Source organism: Shewanella sp. YLB-07 (assembly GCF_009377275.1).
In genome coordinates this window covers 145,653-168,763 of the sequence record NZ_VOQB01000004.1, presented here as the reverse complement: position 1 = coordinate 168,763, position 23,111 = coordinate 145,653, and the positions used below count along the sequence as shown (strand labels likewise).

Below are 23,111 nucleotides of genomic sequence, written 5' to 3'. Positions count from 1 at the left end.
TGTTCGCGGTTTTTCCCTATCCTTGGCCTACCTCAGCTTAGTTTGTTAACTAAGCACTTCGTCAGTTAGGTTGTTCTATGTCTGTATTTGCAATATCTCAAGGCCTGATCGCTATCGCGATCATTTTTGATCTGATCTCATTCCAATTCAAACAGAGACAAAAAATCCTTGCTTGCTTATGCGTATCAGGCATCTTAATCAGTAGCCACTTTTTTCTGCTCGAGCAGTGGACCGCTGCAACCTTGATGCTGCTTGCTTCAATCAGATATCTGGTCACAATTTTTAGCCACTCGAAACGTTGGATGATGTTTTTTCTAGCCGCAAGTTCCCTGGTTACCTTCGTCACTTTCAGTGGGCTCTTGAGCTTAATCAGTTTTGCAGGCAGTGCCACCCAGACCTACGCGGCATTTTGTCAAAGCGATCGAAAGTTAAGACAATTGATGCTAATAGGAACCAGTATCTGGCTGCTCAATAACGCACTAATTGGCTCCCCCACAGCAGTGCTGATGGAGCTGCTATTTATCGGCAGTAACTTACTGGGCTATTACCGATATTATGGCTTCACTTTTGCGGCCAAATATAAGCAAACTTAAGCAGGTATGACTCGAGTCTGATACTCACCTACTCATGCAGAAAAGATCTATAGGTATTGATCGACCATTGTCTGTATCACGTCAGGCATAATAGGCTTGTTGATGTAATCGTTAGCACCGAGTTTCAACGCAAAATCACGATCCGAACTCTCAACTAAGGTGCTGATAACAACCACAGGTATATTGGCTCGCGATGAGTCCGCCTTTAGGAACTGAAGCACCTGGTAGCCATTCACCTCAGGCATAGTGATATCCAGTAAGATGAGGTCTGGGCTCAATGAATTTAAGATATCTATGCCACCACGACCGGAGTTTGCAGTAGTGACTTGATAATCATCGCCTAAGATTGCGAGTAACACCCCGGTACAAACAGGGTCATCATCAATTATCAGAATTTTAGATCTTTCCATGTAGCCCTCTCAGATCTATTTTCAGTGTCTTTATTGTATCCAATTTAAGGGGAAAAGATACCCGCGAGATAAATCCAAACAAGAGTCGAAAACCTAAGTACTAGGACACCTAGTACTTAGGTTAAGTTTCCCCAGCGTACTTGCTACTTAAGTTCCACAAAATGTGGTGTAAGGCCCAAAACTCTTTGGCGCCGATTTGGTATATCCCTCGGATCCAGACTGTAATGTGAAGGGGGTTTCGAGTACCGTGAGCAAGTTTTCGAACGGCTCATAGTCAGCTCTTTGTTCTGCCGCTTCTATGGCTCGCTCAACCTGATGATTGCGAGGGATATACATAGGGTTAGCTGCATTCATCATGGCGACGCGTTCGGGCAGAGAGAGCTTTTCCTTTGCTTGATCGTCGAGAGAGAGACGCGCTATCCATAACTTCTTCCACTGGATAAACTTATCGGCATCATTGAATAGCTTATCGCTTTCGCAGCTTGTACTCTCAAGATTAATCTCTTCAGCACTCTTGCTCTCGAGACCGCTAGTTTCAAGATCGTTAGCGAGTTGGCGAAAAAGTAAGGTGAAGTCCACCTCTTGCCCCGACATAGACTCGAGCAGTTGCTCGCAAAGTGCTAAGTCGCCTTCCTCTTCGGTGGATATACCCAGTTTTTCCCGCATGCCAGTTAGCCAGTAGCCTTGATACACCTCCCAGAACTTGGTGACGGCTTCAGTCGCTTTCGCTACCGCTTCCTCTTCATCATCGCTTATCAAGGGCAATAAGGTTTCGGCTAATCTGGCCAGATTCCACTGTGCTAAGACTGGCTGATTATTGTAAGAGTAACGTCCGTCTCTATCGATGGAGCTAAACACAGCTTTGGGATCATAGTCATCCATAAAGGCGCAGGGACCATAATCTATAGTCTCGCCGCTAATCGTCATATTGTCGGTATTCATTACACCATGAACGAAACCGACCAGTAACCAGCGGGCGACTAACTCAGCTTGCTTGTCGCAAACCGCACATAAAAAGTCCAGGTAAACCTGTTGGCTGCTCTTGAGCTGCGGATAGTGACGCTCAATGGCATAATCGGCCAGCTGTTTAACCTTATCTTGCTCACCGCGGGACGCAAAAAACTGAAATGTGCCGACACGTATATGGCTGGACGCGACGCGAGTGAGAACGGCTCCAGGCAGGAGTTGAGTGCGCATGATCTGTTCACCAGTGGTGACTACGGCTAACGCTCTGGTGGTGGGGATGTTTAGGGCATACATGGCTTCACTGAGTATATATTCCCGCAATACAGCGCCCAGTACTGCCTTGCCGTCGCCGCCTCGTGAGAATGGCGTCCGCCCAGAGCCCTTGAGCTGAACATCCACACGTTTGCCGCCTTCATCCAGCACTTCCCCCAACAATAGGGCCCGGCCATCACCCAACTGAGGGCTAAAACCACCAAATTGATGTCCGGCATAAACTTGTGCCAGTGGACTGGCACCTATTGGCGCTTGGCTCCCAGAAAAAACCTCGGCTAATTGAGCCGAATCGTGATTGCTAAGGCCGATGCTATTCGCCAATGAAGTATTCAATTTCACTAGCTCGGGACTCGACGCTTTGGCACCCGGGCAGGTAGCATAAAAACCCTCTAAATTTCTTGCGTAACTGTTGTCGAATGTCAAACCTAGGTCAATATTCATGCTATTCATCTTATTTCCATGCTATCGAGATCAATCTAGCCACAAAGCTATTCTTGTTACTTTACCTTAATCGACAAAAGAAGGTGATCATATCGAGCGACTTGCATAGTAAAAACCTAAGTACATAGCGTTGATACAAGCTAGTTTTTCTCAATAAATAGATGACACTTAGGTCAGAATAAAATGAGTTAAGGAGTCAGCCAAATTAGTGATTTAAAAAATATGAACTATGCTTTTGTTAGTTCGTAAGTCACACCAATTTGCTTCGGTATAGCAAATGGCCCCTGCTGAAGCTGACATGGAAGTTCGAGAACAAATATGTGCAGATGCTCACAAACAACCACACTTAACGTTTCCCCCTCGTTCTAATAATTTTGCTTCTGACCGAACTGCATGCAAACAGATAGATATAACCCAATGCTTTAGTAATAAAAGCGGAGATATTTTTGATGCTTAAAATGAATGTAGGGATGAAAATTGGTGCAGGGTTTTCCGTCGCAATTCTATTTATCTTAGCTATCGGCGCAGTCTCTTATCACAGTACGATTAAACTGAACGAAACGGCGCAATGGAAAACTCATACTTACCAAGTCCTAAATGCGTTGAAAAGTATGATCTCGAGTATGCAAGACGCTGAAACGGGCCAACGTGGTTTCCTTCTTACAGGCGAAGAAAGGTATCTAGAACCCTTTTATTATGCAGAAAAGAAAATTGACCAAAACTTAACTTCCCTTTTTGAGCTGACCCTAGATAACCCCATACAACAACAAAGACTCAAATTACTCGAACCTAACATTCATGGACCTGACAGCAAGTTTTCGGAGCTAAAAGAAACGATAGCAATACGCAGAGAGCAAGGTTTAGAAGCCGCGTTAAAGATCGTGCTATCAGATAAAGGCAAATTAATCATGGATAAGATCCGTCGGCAAGTCACCGAAATGACACTCGAAGAAAATAGACTATTACAACAAAGATCGATTGAGGCATCTTCAACGGTTGAAAACGCAGTATCAGCCGTTATAGCCTGTGCGTTATTGGCGTTCGTTATGCTGAGTATCATAGGATTATGGATCACTAACAACATATCTGCTCCACTCAGAGAGATTGCGTCTGTCGCAAAACGCATCACTACCGATGGCGTTAGCGATGGCGATGGCGATGGCGATGGCGATGGCGATGGCAGCGATATTAGTGCCAATTTAGAAATTCAATCCCGTAAAGATGAAGTCGGCATCCTTGCCAGGGCTTTCTCTGAGATGACGAACTCACTGGCGCTCAACTCACTGGAACTACAAGAAGCCCTGCTGCAGGCCGAACGTGCCAATGAGATTAAGGGTGAATTTTTGGCGAACATGAGCCACGAAATCCGTACACCAATGAATGGCATTCTAGGTATGCTAAAGCTGCTACAGCATACAGAACTCACCAAGCGTCAGAATGACTATACCCTCAAGGCTCAATCAGCGACGATCTCACTGTTGGTTATTATCAATGACATCTTAGACTTCTCAAAAATAGAAGCAGGAAAGATGACAATCGAACATGAAGATTTTGTGTTTGATGATGTCATGCGTGATCTCAGCGTTATGCTAGCAGCTAACCAGGGCGAGAAAAATATCGAGATCCTTTTCGATTTAGATCCTGGTACCCCCGAAACCCTCAAGGGGGACTCGCTTCGAATTCGCCAGGTGCTACTCAATTTAACGGGTAACGCCATAAAATTCACTCATCAAGGACAAGTTGTACTGGCAACTCGCGTGCTCAGAAAAGATAAAAACACCGTGAATATAGAGTTCTCAATAAGCGATAGCGGAGTGGGGATCTCTCCCAATAAGCTGCAAGATATTTTCTCCGGCTTCAGTCAGGCAGAATCATCAACATCTCGTCAATTTGGCGGTACAGGATTAGGCTTAGCCATTTGTAAACAGTTGGTAGAACTTATGGGAGGGGAGTTACAAGTTCAAAGCGAACTAGGTAAAGGCAGTCGCTTCTTCTTCACTCTGACCCTGGAGATAGGAACATCTATAGCGAAAGTTGCACCGTTAAAGAAAATGCGAGTATTGATCGTCGATGATTGCGCCTTAGTTCGTGAAGTATTGCAAACTATGGCCGAGTCTAATGGTTGGCAATGTGACTGCGTCAGCAGTGGACTGCAGGCCCTCGAACTATTGCAGCAAGTCGATACTCCGACCTACCAAGTCATACTCATGGACTGGTGTATGCCTGGCCTGGATGGCATGGAGACAACGAGACGAATTCGCCAGCTATCAGAAATTCAAGGGAGTACATCTGTGGTGATTATGGTCACGGCTCACGGACGCGAGGCCCTGGAAGATGCCTCACATCAAGAGACCGGCCTTCTTGATGGTTTTCTGATAAAGCCCATCACCGCATCTATGCTTTTCGACTCAGTCAAAGAGGCGGTTTCAAATGAGGAAGACCATAGGTTAACCAGGCTGAAAAATACTCAGCATTTGTCTGGTTTACACTTGTTGGTTGTTGAAGATAACTTACTCAACCAGCAAGTGGCCAAAGAGCTTTTGGAAACCAGTGGCGCAGAGGTCACGCTAGCCTCGGGTGGCATCGAGGGCAAGATGCTAGCACTGAGTGCTACCCAGCCCTTCGATGCCATTCTTATGGATATGCAGATGCCGGATATTGATGGGTTAGAAGCGACTCGTCAGATCCGTCAACATAACCATATGCTGACGGTACCTATTATCGCCATGACGGCGAATGCTATGCAATCAGATAAAGATGCCTGCAAGGCCGTTGGCATGGTCGATCATATCAGTAAACCCATAGAACTCGATGATATGCTAGCAACCATAATTAGTCACACTGGGCAAAAACATGTCAACGACATCACCCCCTCGGTCGAGCCTATGGCAAGCAGTAATAAAGTAATAGATGACCTAGGAGGGGAGGCTAGAGTCTTAGACGCTGAGCTGGCCATAAAACGGTTACGCGGAAAAAGAGAGTTATACCTCAAGCTTATCGAAGTATTCCGAAGTGATGCCTGGATTCAGTTTAGAAACTTTGAATCTGGCTTACAACAAAATGAAATACAGGTAGCGGTTAACAGCCTCCATACCCTCAAAGGTTTGGCTGGCACAATGGGCACCATTGCCTTGCAGGAACTCACAACTGAAATAGAAGTACAGCTCAAACAAGCAATCGCCTCCAGAAAAGAGGTAACTAACTATCAAGTATGGATTAAGGACATCGAAAAATCTCTGAATGAAGCCTTAGCGCAAATGGAAATTATGCTCCCTCAGGTTCACAAGATTGCAAAATAGCAAACTTAACTTCTAAATTTCCATTTACCAGGCTAGTGCTTTCAAGACTGCTAATCTTGAGCTCCCAACAAGAGATGAGTGACGTATGTTCTGCCCCAGTAATAACTGAGGTAACAAGTCTAACCATGGTTAGCCCCTTGAAGTAGGAATGTTAAGGACAGGTCTTCACTCAATATGTACTCCCGCATACACGTACCAACTACCGCCTTCACCACCTCTCTACATCAATCCTATTTTATAGAATGTTTAGGCCGATATTTCGCAATATTCATTCGATTACCCCACTGGTATGCTAATCGTAATCGCTAATACAAAAACATTGTTAGCTAGATAATTTTTAGCTAGTTCAGGAGAAAAACATGAAAGTACTAAGTCAATTTTCAGCCAGACCAGCGATGGATGGCGATGGCGTGAATATTCGCCGGGTAGCTGATTTTAATAATACCAAGTTCGACCCATTCTTGATGATGGACGAGATAAAGTCCGATGATGAACAGGACTTTATCGGCGGTTTCCCCCCTCATCCTCACCGTGGTATCGAGACATTTACCTATATCCGCAAAGGTGGATTTGAACACAAGGATCACCTGGGAAATGTGAAAGCCATTCGCGCTAAAGATGTGCAATGGATGAGTACCGGCAGCGGAGTCATACATTCCGAGATGCCCCTGAGCGACGCCGATGAGGGCCTGCATGGGTTTCAGATTTGGGTCAATATGCCAGCGAAGGATAAGATGCGCCCAGCGAGATATCAGGACACCAGTGAAACGGTAAACCCTGAGGTTAGCAATGACTCGGGCGCGACACTGCGGGCTTTGGCGGGAGATTGGGCATTTGCCGGACAAGCAGAAATTAGTGCTCCGATACAAGGGCTCGCGGGTGAAGCCGCGATTGCCGATCTCATGCTGAGCCCTGACGCTATGGCCGAGTTACAGCTCAAGAGACATGAGTTTGTCGGCCTCTATCTGTATCAAGGAACGCTTAGCAGTACTCACATAAATACAGGCCAAGATACCGACAAGGAAGCTAAGCAATATATCCAAGGTCAATATCTGATTCTGGATAGTCAGACCTTACTTGAGATGCAGGCCGGATCTAATGGCGCGGGATTGCTCTTGTTCGCAGGCAAACCCATCAAGGAAGATATCGTGCATATGGGGCCTTTTGTAATGAACACACAAGCAGAGATCCAGCAGGCGATCGATGATTATCAAGCCGGACGCTTTGGCGAAATCCCGGCGTAATCCCAATCCTAATAATTAACAGAGTATTAAGCCTGAAACTAAGTTATTGAGCCATGGCGTTAAACCGCTAGCCAACACAGAAGCCAGATGTTAAAAATATAGTCAAATTAAAACTATAAAACTCAGGAAAATGCATCATGACTAACTCAAGGCTTGACTCAGAGATTGACACAAAAGCTGAACCAAGGGCGATAGACGACACCTTAACCACGGCTTCCAATGGGACGCCGACGGTACTGATCACAGGGGCATCTAAGGGCGTTGGCGCGGCTTGTGTGCATGGGTTTGCAAAGGCCTTTCCTGAGGGGGTTAACCTGGTATTAGTGGCTAGAGGATTAGCGGGGTTACAAGAGTTAGAGAGTGAGTTAGGCCAATACCCTAATGCCAAGGTGTTGACCCTGACGGCCGATATTGCCGACCTAAAGGCGTGTAAACAGTTAGTCGCGGCTGCAGCGAAAGAATTTGGCGGCATCAATGTCTTAGTCAACAATGCGGGCCTGCACCATAGAGGCGAATTTAGTGAAAGATCGCCGGAGCAGATAGCGGCCATGGTGGATGTGAATCTAAGATCCCCCCTGTATCTGGCTGCACTCGTGCTGCCCCTAATGCCTAAATCCGGCCCTAAAGCCATAGTCATGGTGGGCTCGCTTGCTGGCCGTGCGCCACTTCAAGGCGCAGCGACCTATAGTAGCACTAAGTCCGGGCTGAGAGCCTTCGCCTATGCCTTGAGCGACGAACTTAGGGATAAGGAAATCAATGTGGCTGTGGTGTCACCCGGTCCTATAGATACCCGCTTTATTATGGATGAGATAGATGAAGTGGAAGATATTGTCTATTCCCAGCCCATGAGCACACCAGAGCAAGTCGCCGACGCCATAGTTAAGTTAGCGAAAGGTACAGAGACCGAAATTACTATGCCCTGGTTTAGCGGTAAACTCACTACATTAGGCTACCTGTTCCCCAGATTTCGCCGTGCCAGTCGTGGACTGCTCTATCGTATAGGCCGTAAGAACAAGGATAAATACCGACGACGTCAATCTTAAATCTGAGGTAATTTCAACATAGGTGAACTATGAAAAAACGGTTTACTTATCCATCAACTCTGGATTATAGTCGCCCACAGAGCTAGCCCTTATGGCTGGCTTTATCACTGACGTTAACAAGAGAAAATTCAAACAAATTAAATAGGAATATTCGATGGCTAAACATCGTAAGTCCGACACCGTTTTGGAACATGATAGCGGTCGCGGCACAATCAAAGACAACGCCTTAAAAGCATTAGTCACCAGCGAGCTTTTTAGAATGAGAACCGAGAAACCCAAGAAAGGCAAAGGTTCATACAACCGCAAACAACAGAAGGGGCATGTGCTGAAGGGCAATGCCCCTTTCGATTTTTTAGGGACACTGATTATGGGCATTGCCTAGCTTTAAGCGAACAAGTTAGATTCGCTGAACACCATCTCCCCCCACACAAGAATCCCGTCAGATAAGAATCGCGTGCTAAACCTCTTCTGTCATCTAGTGGCACAGCCAGAGAGCTTTATTATCGAGTAATTTTCGACTCCGGGCAGATAGACTCGGATTATCTATCTCAAAAATCTTACGTGTATCCAGCTTAGCTTTGTCCAGTATATCGGCTGTAGCCGAGTGGCTGTTAAAGAGTGCATCAAAACTGCCATCTTCTATGGCTAAGATTAGCCCCTTCTCGATACGTTGAGCCAGTTGCTCATTATTCTTATTGACGAAGAAGTAGATAGGCGAGGAATACTTGATTAACAGACTCGACTCAACCTGAATATCATCCTGGCCCTTAACTTCATCCCAGGGCTCATGCAATCCCCGAGGAAAAGCATCAAAGCGTCCCTTTAATAGCATATCTATCATCTTGTCGCCTTTACCTGATACCACAATAAATCCTTGTGACCGCAGAATATCGGTATCGGGCCAATCTTGCCCCTGTCCTAAAATAATACTTTGAAACTCAGCTAAAGTTTGGATATCTGTGAACCTTTGCTGCTCACCACTGCGAATAATTGCAATTCGATAGCCCATTAACCCCTTCATGATAGGAATATATATAGCTCTTAGCTCTTTCTCACGCTGGGGGGATGTCATTGTCCAAACCAGATCGATAAGCTGGCCACGAGCCACAGATTTAACCGCTCTCCCCTGAGGCATTGCCATAAACACGGGCTTTAGACCGAAGGGGCCAAACTCAGGCTGACTTTTCTTTAGTGCTAACTTTAGTACCTCTATATAATAGTTCTGTTTTTCGTCAACATCTTGAGTCGAAACATTGTATCGAACCACTGCGACTGTATTCCTCTCAGCCGAAGAGGCACCGACAGGATTAATCAGAGCGGTGAGTACAAATAGAAAAGAGGAAAACAAAAATCTATGCATATAGCTAACTGACACTTATGTCCTTATAATCTCAACATCCAAATGTTAAAATATCTTTTATATCAAATCTTTAATTTAAAATCCACATGACATTTATTCAAGAAAAACCCCGACCCACATTAGCATAAATTAATTTAGATTTTCTAATTGACAGTATACCTTAAGAGATACACTATGAATGTTCACTTAATTCCCCAAGTTTAGGAACAGGGTTTAGTTCATGCAGTTAACTCAATCTCAAACAAGTCATCAAGATAAGCTGGTATCGATTCAATTACGACTCCTAGTAACGAATACCGATCCCCGTGTGATGACTTGTGTGTGGCCGAATCGGCCCGCGGATGAGATGGAAATAGAGTACTAGTCTAAACCATTACCCAGCCGCAAAAGATAGCAATGCGGCAGATAACTCCCCCCTTCTCCGCTCTCTTCTCGGCTTACCACAAATTTGATGACCAAGACTCAGGTTTTTCTTCAAATTATTAATACCAAAAGTAAGCGAGGTACAAGATGACAATGCAAGTCCCGGCAACATTACCCAGACTGGTTCCCGCAGCCTTTTTATCTGTGGTTTTGATCTGGTCTACCACTCCACTGGGCATAGTCTGGAGCAGCGAGTCTGTTCATCCGACCATGGCTGTGTTGCTGAGAATGATGATCGCCTTGTCTCTGGGGAGCTTGATCTTGCTTATAACCCGTATTCGATTGCCATGGAGCAGGACGGCAATAAAGCTTTATGGCGTCTCATCCATAGGCATAGTCGGCGGCATGTTGCTCAGCTACTTTTCGGCTCGCTATCTGGCATCGGGAACCATGTCCCTGATCTTCGGTCTGTCGCCGCTAATTTCAGGTTTGCTAGCTCAGAAGCTGCTCGGTGAGGCCAAATTTGGCCCCATGAAACTATTAGCCCTGGCCATGGCTTTTATCGGATTAGGGATTGTTTGTTCATCTAAACTTTCATTGGGCTCGGATAGCTGGATTGGCCTGATGCTGATCTTGACTGCGGTATTTCTATTTAGTCTCAGTGGCGTGTTAATAAAGACCATCAAAATCAATATTCATCCCATCGCGAGTACGGTTGGTGCATTAGCATTTTCGACGCCAATATTTGCCTTGGCTTGGTTGATATTCGACGGCACCCTACCAATAGAGACATGGCAGGAGAGATCACTCTGGTCGATCCTGTATCTGGGGGTGTTTGGCTCCCTGATAGGCTTTATCGCTTACTTCTATATCCTACAAAATCTGAAGGCGAGTACTGTCGCCCTCGTGACCTTAATAACACCTGTGTTCGCCATGATGTTAGGGGCTCAGCTTAATGGCGAGACAATCACAGATGCCTTAGTCATAGGCGCCATGTTTGTAATTTCCGGCCTGGGCCTATATCAGTTCGGTGAAACGGCCATGGACTCTATCAAACATAAGCTGATGAAGAAAAAGAGCCCTTGATTACTGCGCTCTGTGTACATCCTCTGTGGTATTCGAGTCAGTGAACATCTGATAAATCAGGCTGCCACCGATAAGCAGCACGGCGATGATTAATAGCCGTGCTATAACAGCCGATGAGGAGATAGGGATCTTACTATTGCCGTTACCTAGATAGGGTTTATTATCCTTCACATTATCAGTATTGGCTTCGACCCCTTCAATATAAGCCTGGATGGCATTGAGTTTACTGTCGAGTTTAGTTTCTATCAGAAAGAAGATGGTGTCTCCGACCTTGGGGCGCCTGCTCATATGTTTCAAGACTGAGATATGAATAAATATTTCCTGATCGCTAGCCGGCCCATGTAAAGTGACCATATCTACATGAGATGCATCTGGCCTGAGAAATCCAAACCCTTTATCATCATTCCAGCGGATCAATAAGCCCTTTAATATCTGAGTTTTCATACCTGTATCTGGGTCTATCCTTAAGTTCTTCTTTGTAAATGAGCCAGCCTAAATTCGCTCACCTCAGAGTCTGCGTTTGTTTTTAGTATCGCTCATCGCTTGCAGCTTCTGTTGGAAATGAGTATCGAGTTTAAACCACAACTCTCCCGCTGGTGACACATTTTTCATAATGGTGTAGTCACCAATCTTGCCCAAATAAAAACGAGAGAACTTATCGGCCATAAATGAAGTTTGAGCGAACATCTCACCTTCACCCACAGCATCACAACTTATCTCAATCGGCGAGGTCTTTGATATTGAAAAATCGGCTATGTTCATCACCCCCCCCTTAACCCTAAGCGAGTCCTTAGACAGTATCTCTACCAGTTCGTCGTAATGGGTCTTACCCTCGCAAATACCAGGGATCTTCACCCAAGAACCTATGATGAGGGGAACTAAGCTTTTATCTTGATCATGTTTGCCCGCATTAACATACATGCCTATCCCGACTCCAGTCGCAGCCAGTAAGAGGAATAAACTAAGGAACAATATCTTGGTATTTTCTGAGGACATTGGATCCCTTCACAGATACAGGAATTTAGATGAGGTCAAGTTATCCCAATAGATATAAAACATCCATAACATATTGTTAAATACGTATAAACCATGAGCCTAACTCTTAGTGATTTATATCCCCCTTAATCAAGAAGGCGAAATATTGGCCTACTAAAACACGATAAATCAGTTATAAAATTCATTATGGTAGGAAAATAAGCTTAATTAGCTTTTATCATAAAACATAAGGTATAGACGAGTTCACACCTGACAATGGGATACCTTATAAGATTCGCCAGTATAAAACTGTTTATTAAATACTGAGCCTCGGCTTCGCCAATGGCAAGCTAATACCTATACTTTAAGCCTGCCAAAATCACAATCCAGATTAAATTCTATTAGTTATAACCTCTAATAAAATCTTTCTCCAAATTGATCACATCTTCCTTAGCGCATTGAGCCTCCTTAGCCTGATCTAACTCTTCGGCGGCGAGCAACTTGATAACGTAATCGACTCTACAACGGTATGAGCTAGAGGTTTCATAGAGGTGATGATTAACTTTAAAATGCAACTCTGGCATGGCTGGTTTATCTTGGCTTGTAATTGACATAATTGATTCCTCGAATGACTCATCTATATCCTTTATATCGGATATAAACAGCTAGACTTTAATACAGCATATGCTGTGCCAAAATCAATCAGAACCATAATTATAACTTTGTTTCACTCGGTTTATCATGGGCAAATAAAAAGATAATCATCTAAATTATTATTAAGTTAGCTGATATTTATTTCAGCTAACTTAATAACGAAAAGAAGAATCCAGATGAAAACTATTGTTCGCTAAATGCAAAAATACTTCCCACTTTGCAATGCATCTCGAATAAGCAGTACAGCACCCGGATTTAGCTGCCAGCCAGTGCTCCCTTTAACACCTGCTAATCATCTAACTTAGAGATAGCCATCCGACTAATGTCTTTACCCCACAGCTGAATGATCTTTCGGGTCTTATCCTTATTGAAAAAACACTTACCAAAAATGATGATCCCTGCACCTTCAAGGTCGCGTCGCTCTTGGATATCAAATCTCTTACACAAGGCCTCTTGATAATCTTCGACAGGAATACCCACATCCCTGCAATCGGCAGGATTGAGCCAGTGCATATTTTTATCGCTGTGAGAGAGGGTTCCCCAGTACATACGCGGCGCACCGTTGTCGGTAGGCTCAGCATCGGCAAAGTTAACGAACAAGTTCTTGGCCCGCCAACGGTACTTCTCATCGGTATAGACCCAGAGATCTGATTCGGCCAGTTCACTGCCCCTAAGTAAACTGTGAAGCAGTTTGTCCAATCCCTCCGAAGAGACTCGGCTCATACCAGACTGCTCATCTTGAGTCCCTGCTTTATCTGCGCCTATTTCTGCTAAGTCTGTATTACCTTTATCAGCTTTACTCTCAACGACAACCTTTTTATCTGCTGAGCTAAGACTAGCGCGCTTTCCTCCAGCTCGTTTAGAAAAATCAATGACCAGGGCATCGTTGTCCACCAGCAGTTGATTAACTTCGATGGCGGCAAGCTCTTCACGCACTTTTGCATTTGAAGGGTTAAATTCACTGCAATCTGTCTGGTGGTAACGAGAGCCAAAACAGGCGGCCTTGCCATCTTTCGAGGCTTTGCGGAAGTACGCCTTGCCATTACAAGCTGGGCATATGAGGGACTGCCGATAATGTTCAATATCGGCATCACTCAATTTTTGAAACTTAAACACGGTATAAGTAACCGGCTTGGTCTCATCTAAGGTACAGATGGCATCTAACATAGGGCTATATGAGTCTCTTGCAGTGCATAAATTAACGCTAACCTAAAGCCACTATAGATGATACCAGTTCCATTAAGTAAGTGATCATTCAGCGGGAGTTAAAAATGCTGTAGGCAAGTAAGGGGATTGAAGCTAATAGTTATTCTCGGCAACAAGCTCCTGCGTTGCTCTACCTCCAGCATCCATGCAGTCGTATATCGAAAGCCACTTGCGCAGCATAAAGTATTTTTAAACCCGCACTACGTGAGCTTCTCAGGACTTCTACTTCTGTGTTGCTTTGCCTCAAAAGGGAATAACCATTTCCTCAACAATGCGCCGTGAATTAAAAGCCCTGAGAGAGCTCTGAATTGTTCATCAATTTAATGGAATTGGTATAATACTGAACCCCATAAAAAAGGAGAGCCTATGCTCTCCTCCTCTGGTGGTAACCTGCTAGGCTCCCTTGAGTCAGTAAAAATCGTTAGCTATTTGACCTCATTAGCCACAGCTTCAAACTTAGGCTCAGATGTGTCACCTTCAATCGTCAGCTCTTGCTTTGCCCCTTGTTCCTTGTCGACCTTCAACCAGGCAACAAATAACTCATACCAGATGGCAAGCACGACGGCGCCGAGGAACAAACCTATGATCCCGGCCGACAGCATGCCGCCGATGGCACCAATTAAGATAACTGGCATAGGCACATCCACGCCACGTCCCATCAACAGAGGCTTAAGGAAGTTATCCGACACGCCAGCAATCAGCACCCATATAGTAAAGATGGTCGCTGGTGTCGTATCCTGAGTAGAAAACACATAGAAAATAACAGGTAGCACAACAATCAGTGCCGGCAGCTGGGCGATACCGAGTATCAGCACACCTAAGGTGATCAGCCCTGCCGCGGGTACGTCAAACACGAACATGGCGGAGCCGATTAACATGGACTGGATGAATGCCACGCCGACAACCCCAAGCAAGACGCTGCGTATGGTCGCGGCGGTTAGTGTGGTCCACTGCTCGCCATTCTTACCCACAACACGTACTGCGACAGTGCTAACGGCCTCAGAGATCTTCTCCGCATGGGACATGAAACCCGCCGCTATAGCTAAGGAGATGATAAACATCATCAGAGTCGCCAAGCTGCTCCCTATTACCGAGGCTATAGTGCCCACGGCCGTCTTTATCTCAGGCAGGAAGTGCTGCACCGCCTTCTCCAGGTTAGTGGAGAACAAGGCCCATATTTCATAAAGCTTATCGCCGATCACTGGAATATCGGCCACCCTCTGGGTCGGGCCAGGTATCTTAACATCACCACTCTGCAACACCTCTATGGTACGGCTGACGCCATCGAATATTGAACCTGAGACTAGGACAAATGGAACGACCAGTAGGGCGACTCCGATAATAGCCAATGCAGTCGCAGCCAGTCCGCGTCTGCCCTTAAAGGCCTTCTCAAGTTTCTGGGTTAGTGGCATCAAGGCCACGGCTATGATGGCACCCCACAACACGGGAATGACGAAGGGCCTGATAATGTCATACGTCCATACGATAAGCATAAACAGCAAGCCGATGCGAATAGCCGACTCCATCATGTTATTGACGAATATTTTACTCTGCTGATTTCCCACTCGATTATTTCCTTGTTGATTATCCATGTTGTTTTCCCTGATTTGAACTCACTAAACTCGCTACCACGATAGCCATATAAAACACTCCGGCGATCGCTTCCATGTAGACAAGGACTTGTGAAAATGGGCTGATGGGACTGATATCCCCATAGCCTAATGTGGTTAAAGTAACGAAACTAAAATAGGCCAGCTGAGAGAAGTTTTCCCCCCAGGACATCTGGCTCATGCCAGTGAAAGAATGTGGCGCAAACTCCATGACCATAAGGTAGGCAATGGTCCACATCAAGCCCATCAGGAGGAACAGGGCCACAGACCCCACCACCTTGTTGCCGTCCACTGTGCCGGTAAATAAGATCTGCCTGGAGATAGATCTAAATGTCCCCCAGAAAAAGGCAAACATGATCAGCAGCACCAACAGATCTATCTCCTGTATGCCTAAAGCTTGCCTGAGTATCGAGGCAAGCACCCAGCATAGCGCCAACATCTGCATGAAGCGTTTCCAACGAGGATCAAAACGCAAACTCAATATGCAGACCAGAAAAGTCAGCACTATCACCCCTTCGAGTACATATTCTAAGATACCGCTCGGCATCACCTCTACCAGAGATGAGGTTACCAGTAAGCCAATGAGCGCGAAGGTCATGTAGTAGAAGTTATTTTCCTGATTGATTTTCTTATTCATCGCCGAGCACCATGATCGAAGCTGACAGGCCGAATCTCAACTCTACTCCCTCGGGAAGCTCGTCTAAGGTAATACGCACAGGAATACGTTGTGCCAAGCGGATCCACTGAAAGACAGGATTCACATTTGGCAGCAAGTTATAGCCCACGGTACCGTCTTTAGGCGCTATGCCCCAGCCTATCGATTCCACTTTGGCCTCGATAGGCTTATCTGGGTGTGCCATCAGGGTCACCATGGCAGTACTGCCTATATGTATCTGCTCTAACTCACTCTCACGAAAATAGGCGAAGGCCCAGAAGCTATTGCTGTCGACCAGAGCGATAAGCGGCTGATTCATCACAGCCTGGGTACCGATCTGGATGTCTATGTTAGAGACATAACCCTCTACAGGAGCATAAATATTAGTGAAGCCAAGATTCATTCTGGCCGCCTTCAACTGCTCCTCGGAGGCCTTAATCTTAAGCTTGGACTCTTCGTAAGCTATCTCACGGCGGATCAAATCTTTATGGGAAACGGCTCCCTTATCTTTCGCCCTGATGTCCTGAAGGCGATCGAACTCAATCTTCTTACCCTGCGAGCTCAACTTGGCCCGCTCCAGCCCGACTTCGGCTTGGGAGAGTGAGACTTCATAGGTACTGGGATCGATCTGAAACAGCAGATCTCCCTTATGCACAAACTGGTTATCCTTGATATAAACTTGCACCAGAGGACCGGAAACCCGGGGAGCCAGCTTGATCACATTGGCTCTAATCTGGCCATCACGAGTCCAGGGGTTGTTAAAGTACTCCTGGTATTTCTGATAACCCAGAAACAGTGCGCCGCCTATGATGAGGACATTGAGGACTATGATTAATAATTTTTTCATCTTATTCACTTGTTCGAAGGTCCATTTAGAAGCGTAAAAAGAAACTATCTATGCCGATAACGTAGAACAAGGTTATCGCCATAAAGGTCATCGAGGGAAACGCAATGAAACGCGACAACCTCGTCTTATTTAACAGGGCTACCGTTATCCAGCTGGCGATTGTCGCCACCACCAGTACCAGTAACAGGGGCGAGAAATAAACATCTCCCGCAGCGAGTTCATGGGGGAGATCCATCACTCATTCCCTCCTTTAATCGAAAGCTGAGCGCTAGTCTGTTGAATATCCGCAACCGCCGGTTTGTTTCCCAGCACAGGTAATAATTGAGGTTCATCTAAAACATCTCCCCAATCGGTTCTCTGCCTCATCAGCTCTCTAGTTGCATCGCTGATAAAAGCCTTGCCATTATTTATCTGCCAGCCACCGCCTAGGGATTTATAGAGCGCCACAACTTGATTGGCCACATTGCCCTTGATCTGGGCATAACTGTCTTCGCTACGGGTCATCTTTTCTACCGAGTTCAGGAGTCGCTCGAAGCCTATCTGGCCATTCTCATACTGGGTCATGGAGATATTAAACGCCCGAACCGAGGCATTAACCGAACTCATTCTCAGCGCCTTCTGCTCCCGATACAGGGAATAGGATTCCAGAGCGCCACTCACCTCTTGTACCGCCAACAACACCTTTTTGTTGTAGTTGGTGAGCGCCTCTTGCAAGCGGGCATCCTCCAGGCGGACATTGTTCTTAATCCGGCCATATTGGAAAATATTCCAAGAAAATGAGGGGCCGGCGGAGAGCGTCAGCGAATCGCTAAAACTGAAACTGCTACCGCTGGGGGTATTGCTGTTGATCCCTATTGAGCCGAACAGGGAAAAGCTGGGATAGAGGGCCGCCTCGGCCGAGCCTATCTTGGCACTCTGGGCATGGGCCAGTAACTCGGCGACCTGAAGATCAGGACGTCTCATCACCAGGGAAGCATCGATACTGGCATCGAGCATGGGCGGCGTAGGCACGATAGATTCGGTATTTTCATCAGTCATGGTGCGCTTGGTATCTGCCCTGCCATACTCGATATTGTAGGCATCGACCTTAGCCTTGAGCTGCTCCGACTCCAGCATGAGCACTATCTCACCAGGCATAACACCGAGTAACACGGCGAGGGCATTTCTCGCCTGCATCATGCCCAATTTAAGTGAAGGCAGCGCCGCCTTAGTGGTGTAAAGCTGACTCTTGGCCTGCTGCACATCGAGCTCGGTGACATTGCCCGAGTCATACTGCACCTGAGTGATATGTACCACACGCTGCTGGATCTGAATGTTTCTCCTGGAGAGCAGCACTCTCTCCTGAAAGGTTCTGAAGTTAATATAATTACGTGCCACTTCCGATGTGATGGTCACGGCAATATCATTGTATGAGGCGATGCTGGCATAGAGCGTCGCTTCAGAGGCCTCGACGCCCCGAGCATATTTGCCCCAGATGTCCATCTCCCACCCTGCATCGAATGACAGAGCCGCGCTATTGAGCGAGCTCTCGTTGCGATACACTTTCGCCAAGCTACCCGATGCCACCTGCACCTGTGGATAGTTGAGTGAATCACTGATCCCCAAGATCATTCTCGCCTGCAAGATACGTAGGCCCGCGGCCTCGATATCCAGATTTTGGGTATTGGCTCGCTCCACCAGAAGATTTAGGGTCGGATCATTAAACTGCTTCCACCACTGAGCAGATGCTTGCATTGTCTGTTCAAGCTCACTCTCAGAATCACTCTTAGAATCAGAGTCTGAGGCAGAATTTTTCCAACTGTCGGGTAACTTCTTCGCCTCAAGAGGCTGAAAGTCTGGTCCCAGAGTGGTACACGCCGAGAGCCCAAGCAATGGCATCATCACCAGACAGGTTTTGACGTACTTATTTAACATTGCCACTCTCCTAAAATCGCTTCTGTCGTAAATTGTTCCAACTGATATCCTCATACGTCCGTTGACACTGACTGATGGCATCGAACACATTCTTCTTCAAATTGAGGAAGATATAGAAGCCTGAGATGTCCGTCGCCGAATAGAGCGACAGGTCGAGACCATTAAGATAATCTTCCAACTGCAACTCTGTGGCTTCATAATCCAACTCATAGCCCAAAAACACCTTGTCTGATGCCTCCTGCTTATATCCCCCCGCCAAAGACTTGGTCATGGGCAGCAGCACCTTATCCTTGAAAGAATGCCGCCCCTGTAACACCAGTTCATTGGTTGCAAACTTACTTTGGGAAGAGACAAAGATATTCAGATGATTATTGAGCATTTCACAGGCAGCACAGAAGGCCGCGAGAGCTTGTGGCGTCGTTTGCTGAAACTGCTTATTGTTAATTTTTGCCGACCATAGGGTTAATTTCTTCACAGTGACGTTCATGGTCATCTGGTGCCAATCGGTCTTGAGCCGCTGTAAGCCGTTAGGTTTAAGCGTTTGATGGCAAAGGATCACCCCGGCGGCATGTCTGAAGAAGCGCTCTCTCATCACCAGAAACAGATGTTCCGGGCGCGATGAGAAGGGAAAGTAATAGGATAAGATGATCATCAAGACCACCAGATAAAACATCATCATTACACTGAGGAGCACGGCAAAGTTATAATGCATGGTGTTATCAATACCCAGCACAAACAAACCCATAAGGAAAAATATGGTGACAGGCCCCTTGAACAGATAGAAGGCGACGAAGGTATAGATGAAAATAAAGACCCCAAGCTCGGCACCTAAAGTCAGCCCGGGCAGAACGAACACATAGGCAGGCACAGCAAACAGGAAGCCGAAGGTGAACAGCACCAGCAACATCACAGGGTGCACAGGCAAGAAAGATAGCAGGGACATGTAGATCACCGAGAAGACCACGAAGGTGTAGCCCCCCGGAGGATTGAAGTAGATCCAGATGAGTCCCGCGACCCAATAGGTAACGAATACCTTTATAGCCGTCTTGGCATTCTCCGCATCCCACCAGATAAACTGAGAGAGTGCCTTAGGGAAGCGCTCGCTGAAGTCCACCTTACCGGTCACAGAATCTATGCAGCTGATGGTCGCCGTCAACCGCGACAACTTTTCATGGAGCTGATTGAGCAAGTAGGCGAAAGTCAGCACCTTGCCTCTGCCAAGATGAGTGCAGGTTTCTAGCGCTTCTTCATCTAAAGTCACTCTGTACTCGATGACTTCACATGTGCGTTCTTTATCTTCCCAAGCCTGCTCTGACTCGATAAAAAGTGCCGCTAGCTTTTGGACAGTTTGATCGTAATCTGTGATAAAGCGCTCTAGCCTTAACTCTGTGCCCTCTTTCACACCGTGAGAGCCCGACTCGGCGACAAAAATTAGCAACTCAGAGATCTGCTTATAATAGAGCAGGGCCAGGTCCCACTCCTTCTTATAGCCCGAGACATCGCTGCACTCGGCGCTGATTGAAGTGTACCTCTGATCCAAGGCCCCCTGCGCAGCGAAGAGCTGCTTCACCAGAGATGACACATCTGTTTGCTCTGCCGACTCTTCGGGACGCTCCAGGGACATTGATTTAGCGGGTTCGGCTTGAACCTGCGTCACCTTAGGATGCGTCAGAAGATGAAAAATCTGTCCCTGTATTCGATTCAGATCATGGGCTAATGCCTTGAGGTTTTGCTCTGTCTTGACCGGAAACAGGAATACACTGACCAAGGTAAACACCACCACGCCGAATGCCGTCATAAAGGCCCGATCAACACCATAGATAAAGGCGCCGTTGGCATCGCCGCCATTGGACATCATCAATACCATCACCCCGGTGAGCATAAACACACTGGGGTCTTTCTTATAGGCATTGCGAAAATAGAAGATGAGTGAGACCACCACAGAGACCACTAACATGTAGAGGATGCGCTCTTGAGCGAAGAGCCCCACCAGCAGTAAGCCGATAACGGCACCAATCAAGGTGCCAATCACCCTATAAGTACCCTTGGCGAGAGACTCGCGGCGACTGCCGGTAGAAGCGATCAACATCACAGTGGTGGCGGCCGTCGATGCCTGAGGCCAACCCATAGCCATGGGAATGAGATAAGCCAGAGTCAGACTCAAGGCAACTCTCGAGGCAAACTTGAATTTCTCGCTCAGGCAAAAGGGCCATAGCCAGAAACTAAAATTCAGCCACGACCATCTGGATTGCTCAATTTGACTTGAGTCCTTACCTTGCATTAAATATCCTTATAGAGTCTCATAGAACTTAAATAAGTGCATGAATCGACTAATGCTTTTATAGCGACTCATCGCGCTAGTCTAGTATTGAAATGTTAATGCAGTGCTGCATTATTAGATGACATCATTTCCCTGATACATGTGATAGCGTCCATCATGAACAGGTTCCTGTTCAATGCGACTATTTTATCACCAAGTACGCGTTTTACCGATAGCCTTTCGCCCTTAGCCTATAAAAAATGTGACCAATTTAAGAGTTAAAACTCATAACCAGGACAAAAATCACACAGCAGATTCGCGTTAACAGCAATTACCCGCTAAGTTGCCATCAAGATGAAACCGCAATACTTATACTCAAACAAACTCATTTCATCTTCCACTCAATACTTCACTACTTTTCATAGACATAGAAACAACAAAGGGATAACCCAAGACTTAGGGCGGTCGTTAATATGTTACATAAACGTACAGGGCCTACTCAGTCTAAAAACCGCTAAACAAAATATATACACGGATGATCCCCGCTTAGTCTAAAAACCGCTAATGAAGTTAGAACGGATGATCCACCATCACCCAAGTGTTACTACCTTCATCTGAAATCGCAATATCAGTCCTCACGACCAGACCTGCGGCTAGAAAGCGCAAAGAGAAGCCGGCATCATATTTAAGATCTGTTAACAGCTCACTGGCAGTATATTGCGCGCCCACTCTTCCGGCCTCGACGAAACCCACCAGTTGAAACCAATCAATCTTGAGAAACTTAAGCCAATTCACATCTTCTATGGGGTTATATTTCAGGGTATATCGATATTCTGCTGAGCCGTAAATAGCAGCCTTATCATGGAAACGATTCTGATCGAAACCACGCATGCGATAGAAGCCGCCTAAGGTTGCCGCCTCATTATAAGGGGCATTATTCACCACTTTCTGACCACCTAAACCGTCATACTCCAGTTCCCAGGAGGGTGAGTATCCGGTCCAGAAGTTTAACGCCAGAATTCTCTGATGAGCATAATCTGACTCGCCGAAGGAAAAATACTTGCTCATGTCTAAGTTTAAAAATGTCCACTGATTGTCTGAATCGAGCCAGGCGGCATCGTGGGAGATAGAGAAATATTGGCTACTGCCTCTAGACGGGTTAATCGAGAAATCGGTGTTGTCATACAAGATCCCCAGCTCGATAGCGTGGATAGTACCATCAGACTCTCCCTCTTCGAATTCAAAACTCTGGTAACGATTGAACTGACGCAATACTACTACGGTCGCTCCATGCTCCAGAGGATTCCAATCCCCGCCCCCACTAGGCTCAGAAATTAACAGGCCATCTTTGAGCTGATACTTCACCGAGCCTTTATCGGCAGTAGCTCCTATGGGAAGGGCATATTCAAGTTTAATATCGAACCAATTCGACGAGCCATCGGCTTCAAGATACTGAGTATTGTCCGAGTCATTACTCCCGGGAAGAGGCGTATTGGCGGGAATAAAATCTTGAGTGCCACCAGCATAGGCGCGCTGTTTAGGATAGTAACCCATCATACCGTAGGCACTTAAATAGAAACGCTCTGTATTCGGCAGCAGGAAGTTCCAGACACCACCGCCGGCCGCCTTGCTGACGTCGCCGCCAAATATTGTCCCGCCAATGGTCATATGATCTTGATAGTAACCATTGAGCATGCCGCCGACACCGATATTCAATCCCATGGACTCTGAACTGAAGAGGTAAGGCAAGACTAAGCTCTCCTTTACTCTGTTGGCCGATTCGGTGCGATTAACCGATGTTTTCACATTGGCCGCGGGAGCTGCGAAAATGGAAGCACTGATTAGCAGGCCTAAGAAGACTGAAACAGTAGAAGATAAAAAAGTAGTTTGCTTCATAGGAGTCGGTTCCTTT

Annotated in this window: 21 protein-coding genes; 7 read left to right on the top strand and 14 right to left on the bottom strand. The window is 46.3% G+C overall.

Translation table 11 applies throughout. From position 1 onward, the window contains the following. Positions 1–77 precede the first annotated feature (77 nt). Positions 78–593, top strand: a complete 516-nt coding sequence (locus FS373_RS10330) for a YgjV family protein (protein ID WP_144045024.1) — start codon at positions 78–80, stop codon at positions 591–593. Positions 594–640: 47 nt separating this feature from the next. Here the strand turns inward: FS373_RS10330 and FS373_RS10325 are convergent, their stop codons facing one another. Further along, a complete protein-coding gene (locus FS373_RS10325) occupies positions 641–1,003 on the bottom strand; it encodes a response regulator (RefSeq protein ID WP_144045023.1) in 363 nt (120 codons plus the stop codon). Between the two features lie 147 nt (positions 1,004–1,150). Continuing rightward, complete coding sequence (locus FS373_RS10320; protein ID WP_152829390.1) at positions 1,151–2,692, bottom strand: protein adenylyltransferase SelO; 1,542 nt, start codon at positions 2,690–2,692, stop codon at positions 1,151–1,153. A 440-nt stretch (positions 2,693–3,132) separates the two neighbouring features. Here FS373_RS10320 and FS373_RS10315 point away from each other — a divergent pair, with 440 nt between their 5' ends. From FS373_RS10315 to FS373_RS10300, 4 genes are all read left to right on the top strand, one after another. Continuing rightward, the gene (locus FS373_RS10315) at positions 3,133–5,982 is read left to right on the top strand and encodes a CHASE3 domain-containing protein (RefSeq protein ID WP_152829389.1); all 2,850 of its coding nucleotides are present in this window, start codon (positions 3,133–3,135) and stop codon (positions 5,980–5,982) included. Positions 5,983–6,341: 359 nt separating this feature from the next. Then, on the top strand, positions 6,342–7,226 hold the full coding sequence (locus FS373_RS10310) for a pirin family protein (protein WP_152829388.1): 885 nt from the start codon (positions 6,342–6,344) through the stop codon (positions 7,224–7,226). Positions 7,227–7,363: 137 nt separating this feature from the next. Further along, complete coding sequence (locus tag FS373_RS10305) at positions 7,364–8,269, top strand: SDR family NAD(P)-dependent oxidoreductase (RefSeq protein ID WP_152829387.1); 906 nt, start codon at positions 7,364–7,366, stop codon at positions 8,267–8,269. Between the two features lie 154 nt (positions 8,270–8,423). Continuing rightward, positions 8,424–8,651 (top strand): ribosome alternative rescue factor ArfA, encoded by a 228-nt coding sequence (locus FS373_RS10300; protein WP_144045019.1) that lies wholly within the window; start codon positions 8,424–8,426, stop codon positions 8,649–8,651. A 93-nt stretch (positions 8,652–8,744) separates the two neighbouring features. Here the strand turns inward: FS373_RS10300 and FS373_RS10295 are convergent, their stop codons facing one another. Next, a complete protein-coding gene (locus FS373_RS10295) occupies positions 8,745–9,644 on the bottom strand; it encodes a hypothetical protein (protein ID WP_322619480.1) in 900 nt (299 codons plus the stop codon). Between the two features lie 205 nt (positions 9,645–9,849). Here FS373_RS10295 and FS373_RS31920 point away from each other — a divergent pair, with 205 nt between their 5' ends. Together FS373_RS31920 and FS373_RS10290 are read left to right on the top strand one after the other, a co-directional pair. Continuing rightward, complete coding sequence (locus FS373_RS31920; protein WP_227992662.1) at positions 9,850–9,993, top strand: hypothetical protein; 144 nt, start codon at positions 9,850–9,852, stop codon at positions 9,991–9,993. A 146-nt stretch (positions 9,994–10,139) separates the two neighbouring features. Continuing rightward, positions 10,140–11,078: a DMT family transporter gene (locus FS373_RS10290; RefSeq protein ID WP_144045016.1), complete on the top strand. Its 939-nt coding sequence runs from the start codon at positions 10,140–10,142 to the stop codon at positions 11,076–11,078. Here the strand turns inward: FS373_RS10290 and FS373_RS10285 are convergent, their stop codons facing one another. The 11 genes from FS373_RS10285 to FS373_RS10235 all read right to left on the bottom strand — a co-directional run bounded on the left by FS373_RS10285 (position 11,079) and on the right by FS373_RS10235 (position 23,095). Further along, a complete protein-coding gene (locus tag FS373_RS10285) occupies positions 11,079–11,522 on the bottom strand; it encodes a cold-shock protein (RefSeq protein ID WP_144045015.1) in 444 nt (147 codons plus the stop codon). 63 nt (positions 11,523–11,585) lie between these two features. Then, positions 11,586–12,074, bottom strand: a complete 489-nt coding sequence (locus FS373_RS10280) for a hypothetical protein (RefSeq protein ID WP_152829386.1) — start codon at positions 12,072–12,074, stop codon at positions 11,586–11,588. A gap of 380 nt (positions 12,075–12,454) precedes the next feature. Further along, complete coding sequence (locus tag FS373_RS10275; protein WP_144045014.1) at positions 12,455–12,667, bottom strand: hypothetical protein; 213 nt, start codon at positions 12,665–12,667, stop codon at positions 12,455–12,457. Positions 12,668–12,995: 328 nt separating this feature from the next. Further along, a complete protein-coding gene (locus FS373_RS10270; protein WP_152829385.1) occupies positions 12,996–13,874 on the bottom strand; it encodes a hypothetical protein in 879 nt (292 codons plus the stop codon). Between the two features lie 464 nt (positions 13,875–14,338). Then, positions 14,339–15,505 (bottom strand): AI-2E family transporter, encoded by a 1,167-nt coding sequence (locus FS373_RS10265; RefSeq protein ID WP_144045012.1) that lies wholly within the window; start codon positions 15,503–15,505, stop codon positions 14,339–14,341. Continuing rightward, positions 15,498–16,160 carry a potassium channel family protein gene (locus FS373_RS10260; RefSeq protein WP_144045011.1) on the bottom strand — a complete coding sequence of 221 codons (663 nt, stop codon included), beginning with the start codon at positions 16,158–16,160 and terminating at the stop codon, positions 15,498–15,500. The genes FS373_RS10265 and FS373_RS10260 overlap by 8 nt, the downstream gene beginning before the upstream one ends. Further along, positions 16,153–17,025, bottom strand: coding sequence for an HlyD family secretion protein (locus FS373_RS10255; RefSeq protein ID WP_144045010.1), 873 nt, complete (start codon positions 17,023–17,025; stop codon positions 16,153–16,155). Before FS373_RS10255 ends, FS373_RS10260 begins: the two co-directional genes overlap by 8 nt. Positions 17,026–17,050: 25 nt before the next feature. After that, positions 17,051–17,260: a DUF1656 domain-containing protein gene (locus tag FS373_RS10250; RefSeq protein ID WP_144045009.1), complete on the bottom strand. Its 210-nt coding sequence runs from the start codon at positions 17,258–17,260 to the stop codon at positions 17,051–17,053. Next, positions 17,260–18,939: a TolC family protein gene (locus FS373_RS10245; protein WP_152829384.1), complete on the bottom strand. Its 1,680-nt coding sequence runs from the start codon at positions 18,937–18,939 to the stop codon at positions 17,260–17,262. The genes FS373_RS10250 and FS373_RS10245 overlap by 1 nt, the downstream gene beginning before the upstream one ends. Positions 18,940–18,949: 10 nt before the next feature. Continuing rightward, positions 18,950–21,220, bottom strand: a complete 2,271-nt coding sequence (locus tag FS373_RS10240) for an FUSC family protein (protein WP_152829383.1) — start codon at positions 21,218–21,220, stop codon at positions 18,950–18,952. Between the two features lie 549 nt (positions 21,221–21,769). Further along, positions 21,770–23,095 carry a BamA/TamA family outer membrane protein gene (locus FS373_RS10235; RefSeq protein ID WP_227992660.1) on the bottom strand — a complete coding sequence of 442 codons (1,326 nt, stop codon included), beginning with the start codon at positions 23,093–23,095 and terminating at the stop codon, positions 21,770–21,772. Between the last annotated feature and the right edge of the window lie 16 nt (positions 23,096–23,111).

What these genes read in the sequence shown, in the direction of transcription:
- FS373_RS10330 (WP_144045024.1), top strand. Translation starts at nt 78, where the DNA reads ATGTCTGTATTTGCAATATCTCAAGGCCTGATCGCTATCGCGATCATT.
- FS373_RS10325 (WP_144045023.1), bottom strand. Translation starts at nt 1,003, where the DNA reads ATGGAAAGATCTAAAATTCTGATAATTGATGATGACCCTGTTTGTACC.
- FS373_RS10320 (WP_152829390.1), bottom strand. Translation starts at nt 2,692, where the DNA reads ATGAATAGCATGAATATTGACCTAGGTTTGACATTCGACAACAGTTAC.
- FS373_RS10315 (WP_152829389.1), top strand. Translation starts at nt 3,133, where the DNA reads ATGCTTAAAATGAATGTAGGGATGAAAATTGGTGCAGGGTTTTCCGTC.
- FS373_RS10310 (WP_152829388.1), top strand. Translation starts at nt 6,342, where the DNA reads ATGAAAGTACTAAGTCAATTTTCAGCCAGACCAGCGATGGATGGCGAT.
- FS373_RS10305 (WP_152829387.1), top strand. Translation starts at nt 7,364, where the DNA reads ATGACTAACTCAAGGCTTGACTCAGAGATTGACACAAAAGCTGAACCA.
- FS373_RS10300 (WP_144045019.1), top strand. Translation starts at nt 8,424, where the DNA reads ATGGCTAAACATCGTAAGTCCGACACCGTTTTGGAACATGATAGCGGT.
- FS373_RS31920 (WP_227992662.1), top strand. Translation starts at nt 9,850, where the DNA reads ATGCAGTTAACTCAATCTCAAACAAGTCATCAAGATAAGCTGGTATCG.
- FS373_RS10290 (WP_144045016.1), top strand. Translation starts at nt 10,140, where the DNA reads ATGACAATGCAAGTCCCGGCAACATTACCCAGACTGGTTCCCGCAGCC.
- FS373_RS10285 (WP_144045015.1), bottom strand. Translation starts at nt 11,522, where the DNA reads ATGAAAACTCAGATATTAAAGGGCTTATTGATCCGCTGGAATGATGAT.
- FS373_RS10280 (WP_152829386.1), bottom strand. Translation starts at nt 12,074, where the DNA reads ATGTCCTCAGAAAATACCAAGATATTGTTCCTTAGTTTATTCCTCTTA.
- FS373_RS10275 (WP_144045014.1), bottom strand. Translation starts at nt 12,667, where the DNA reads ATGTCAATTACAAGCCAAGATAAACCAGCCATGCCAGAGTTGCATTTT.
- FS373_RS10270 (WP_152829385.1), bottom strand. Translation starts at nt 13,874, where the DNA reads ATGTTAGATGCCATCTGTACCTTAGATGAGACCAAGCCGGTTACTTAT.
- FS373_RS10265 (WP_144045012.1), bottom strand. Translation starts at nt 15,505, where the DNA reads ATGGATAATCAACAAGGAAATAATCGAGTGGGAAATCAGCAGAGTAAA.
- FS373_RS10260 (WP_144045011.1), bottom strand. Translation starts at nt 16,160, where the DNA reads ATGAATAAGAAAATCAATCAGGAAAATAACTTCTACTACATGACCTTC.
- FS373_RS10255 (WP_144045010.1), bottom strand. Translation starts at nt 17,025, where the DNA reads ATGAAAAAATTATTAATCATAGTCCTCAATGTCCTCATCATAGGCGGC.
- FS373_RS10250 (WP_144045009.1), bottom strand. Translation starts at nt 17,260, where the DNA reads ATGGATCTCCCCCATGAACTCGCTGCGGGAGATGTTTATTTCTCGCCC.
- FS373_RS10245 (WP_152829384.1), bottom strand. Translation starts at nt 18,939, where the DNA reads ATGTTAAATAAGTACGTCAAAACCTGTCTGGTGATGATGCCATTGCTT.
- FS373_RS10240 (WP_152829383.1), bottom strand. Translation starts at nt 21,220, where the DNA reads ATGCAAGGTAAGGACTCAAGTCAAATTGAGCAATCCAGATGGTCGTGG.
- FS373_RS10235 (WP_227992660.1), bottom strand. Translation starts at nt 23,095, where the DNA reads ATGAAGCAAACTACTTTTTTATCTTCTACTGTTTCAGTCTTCTTAGGC.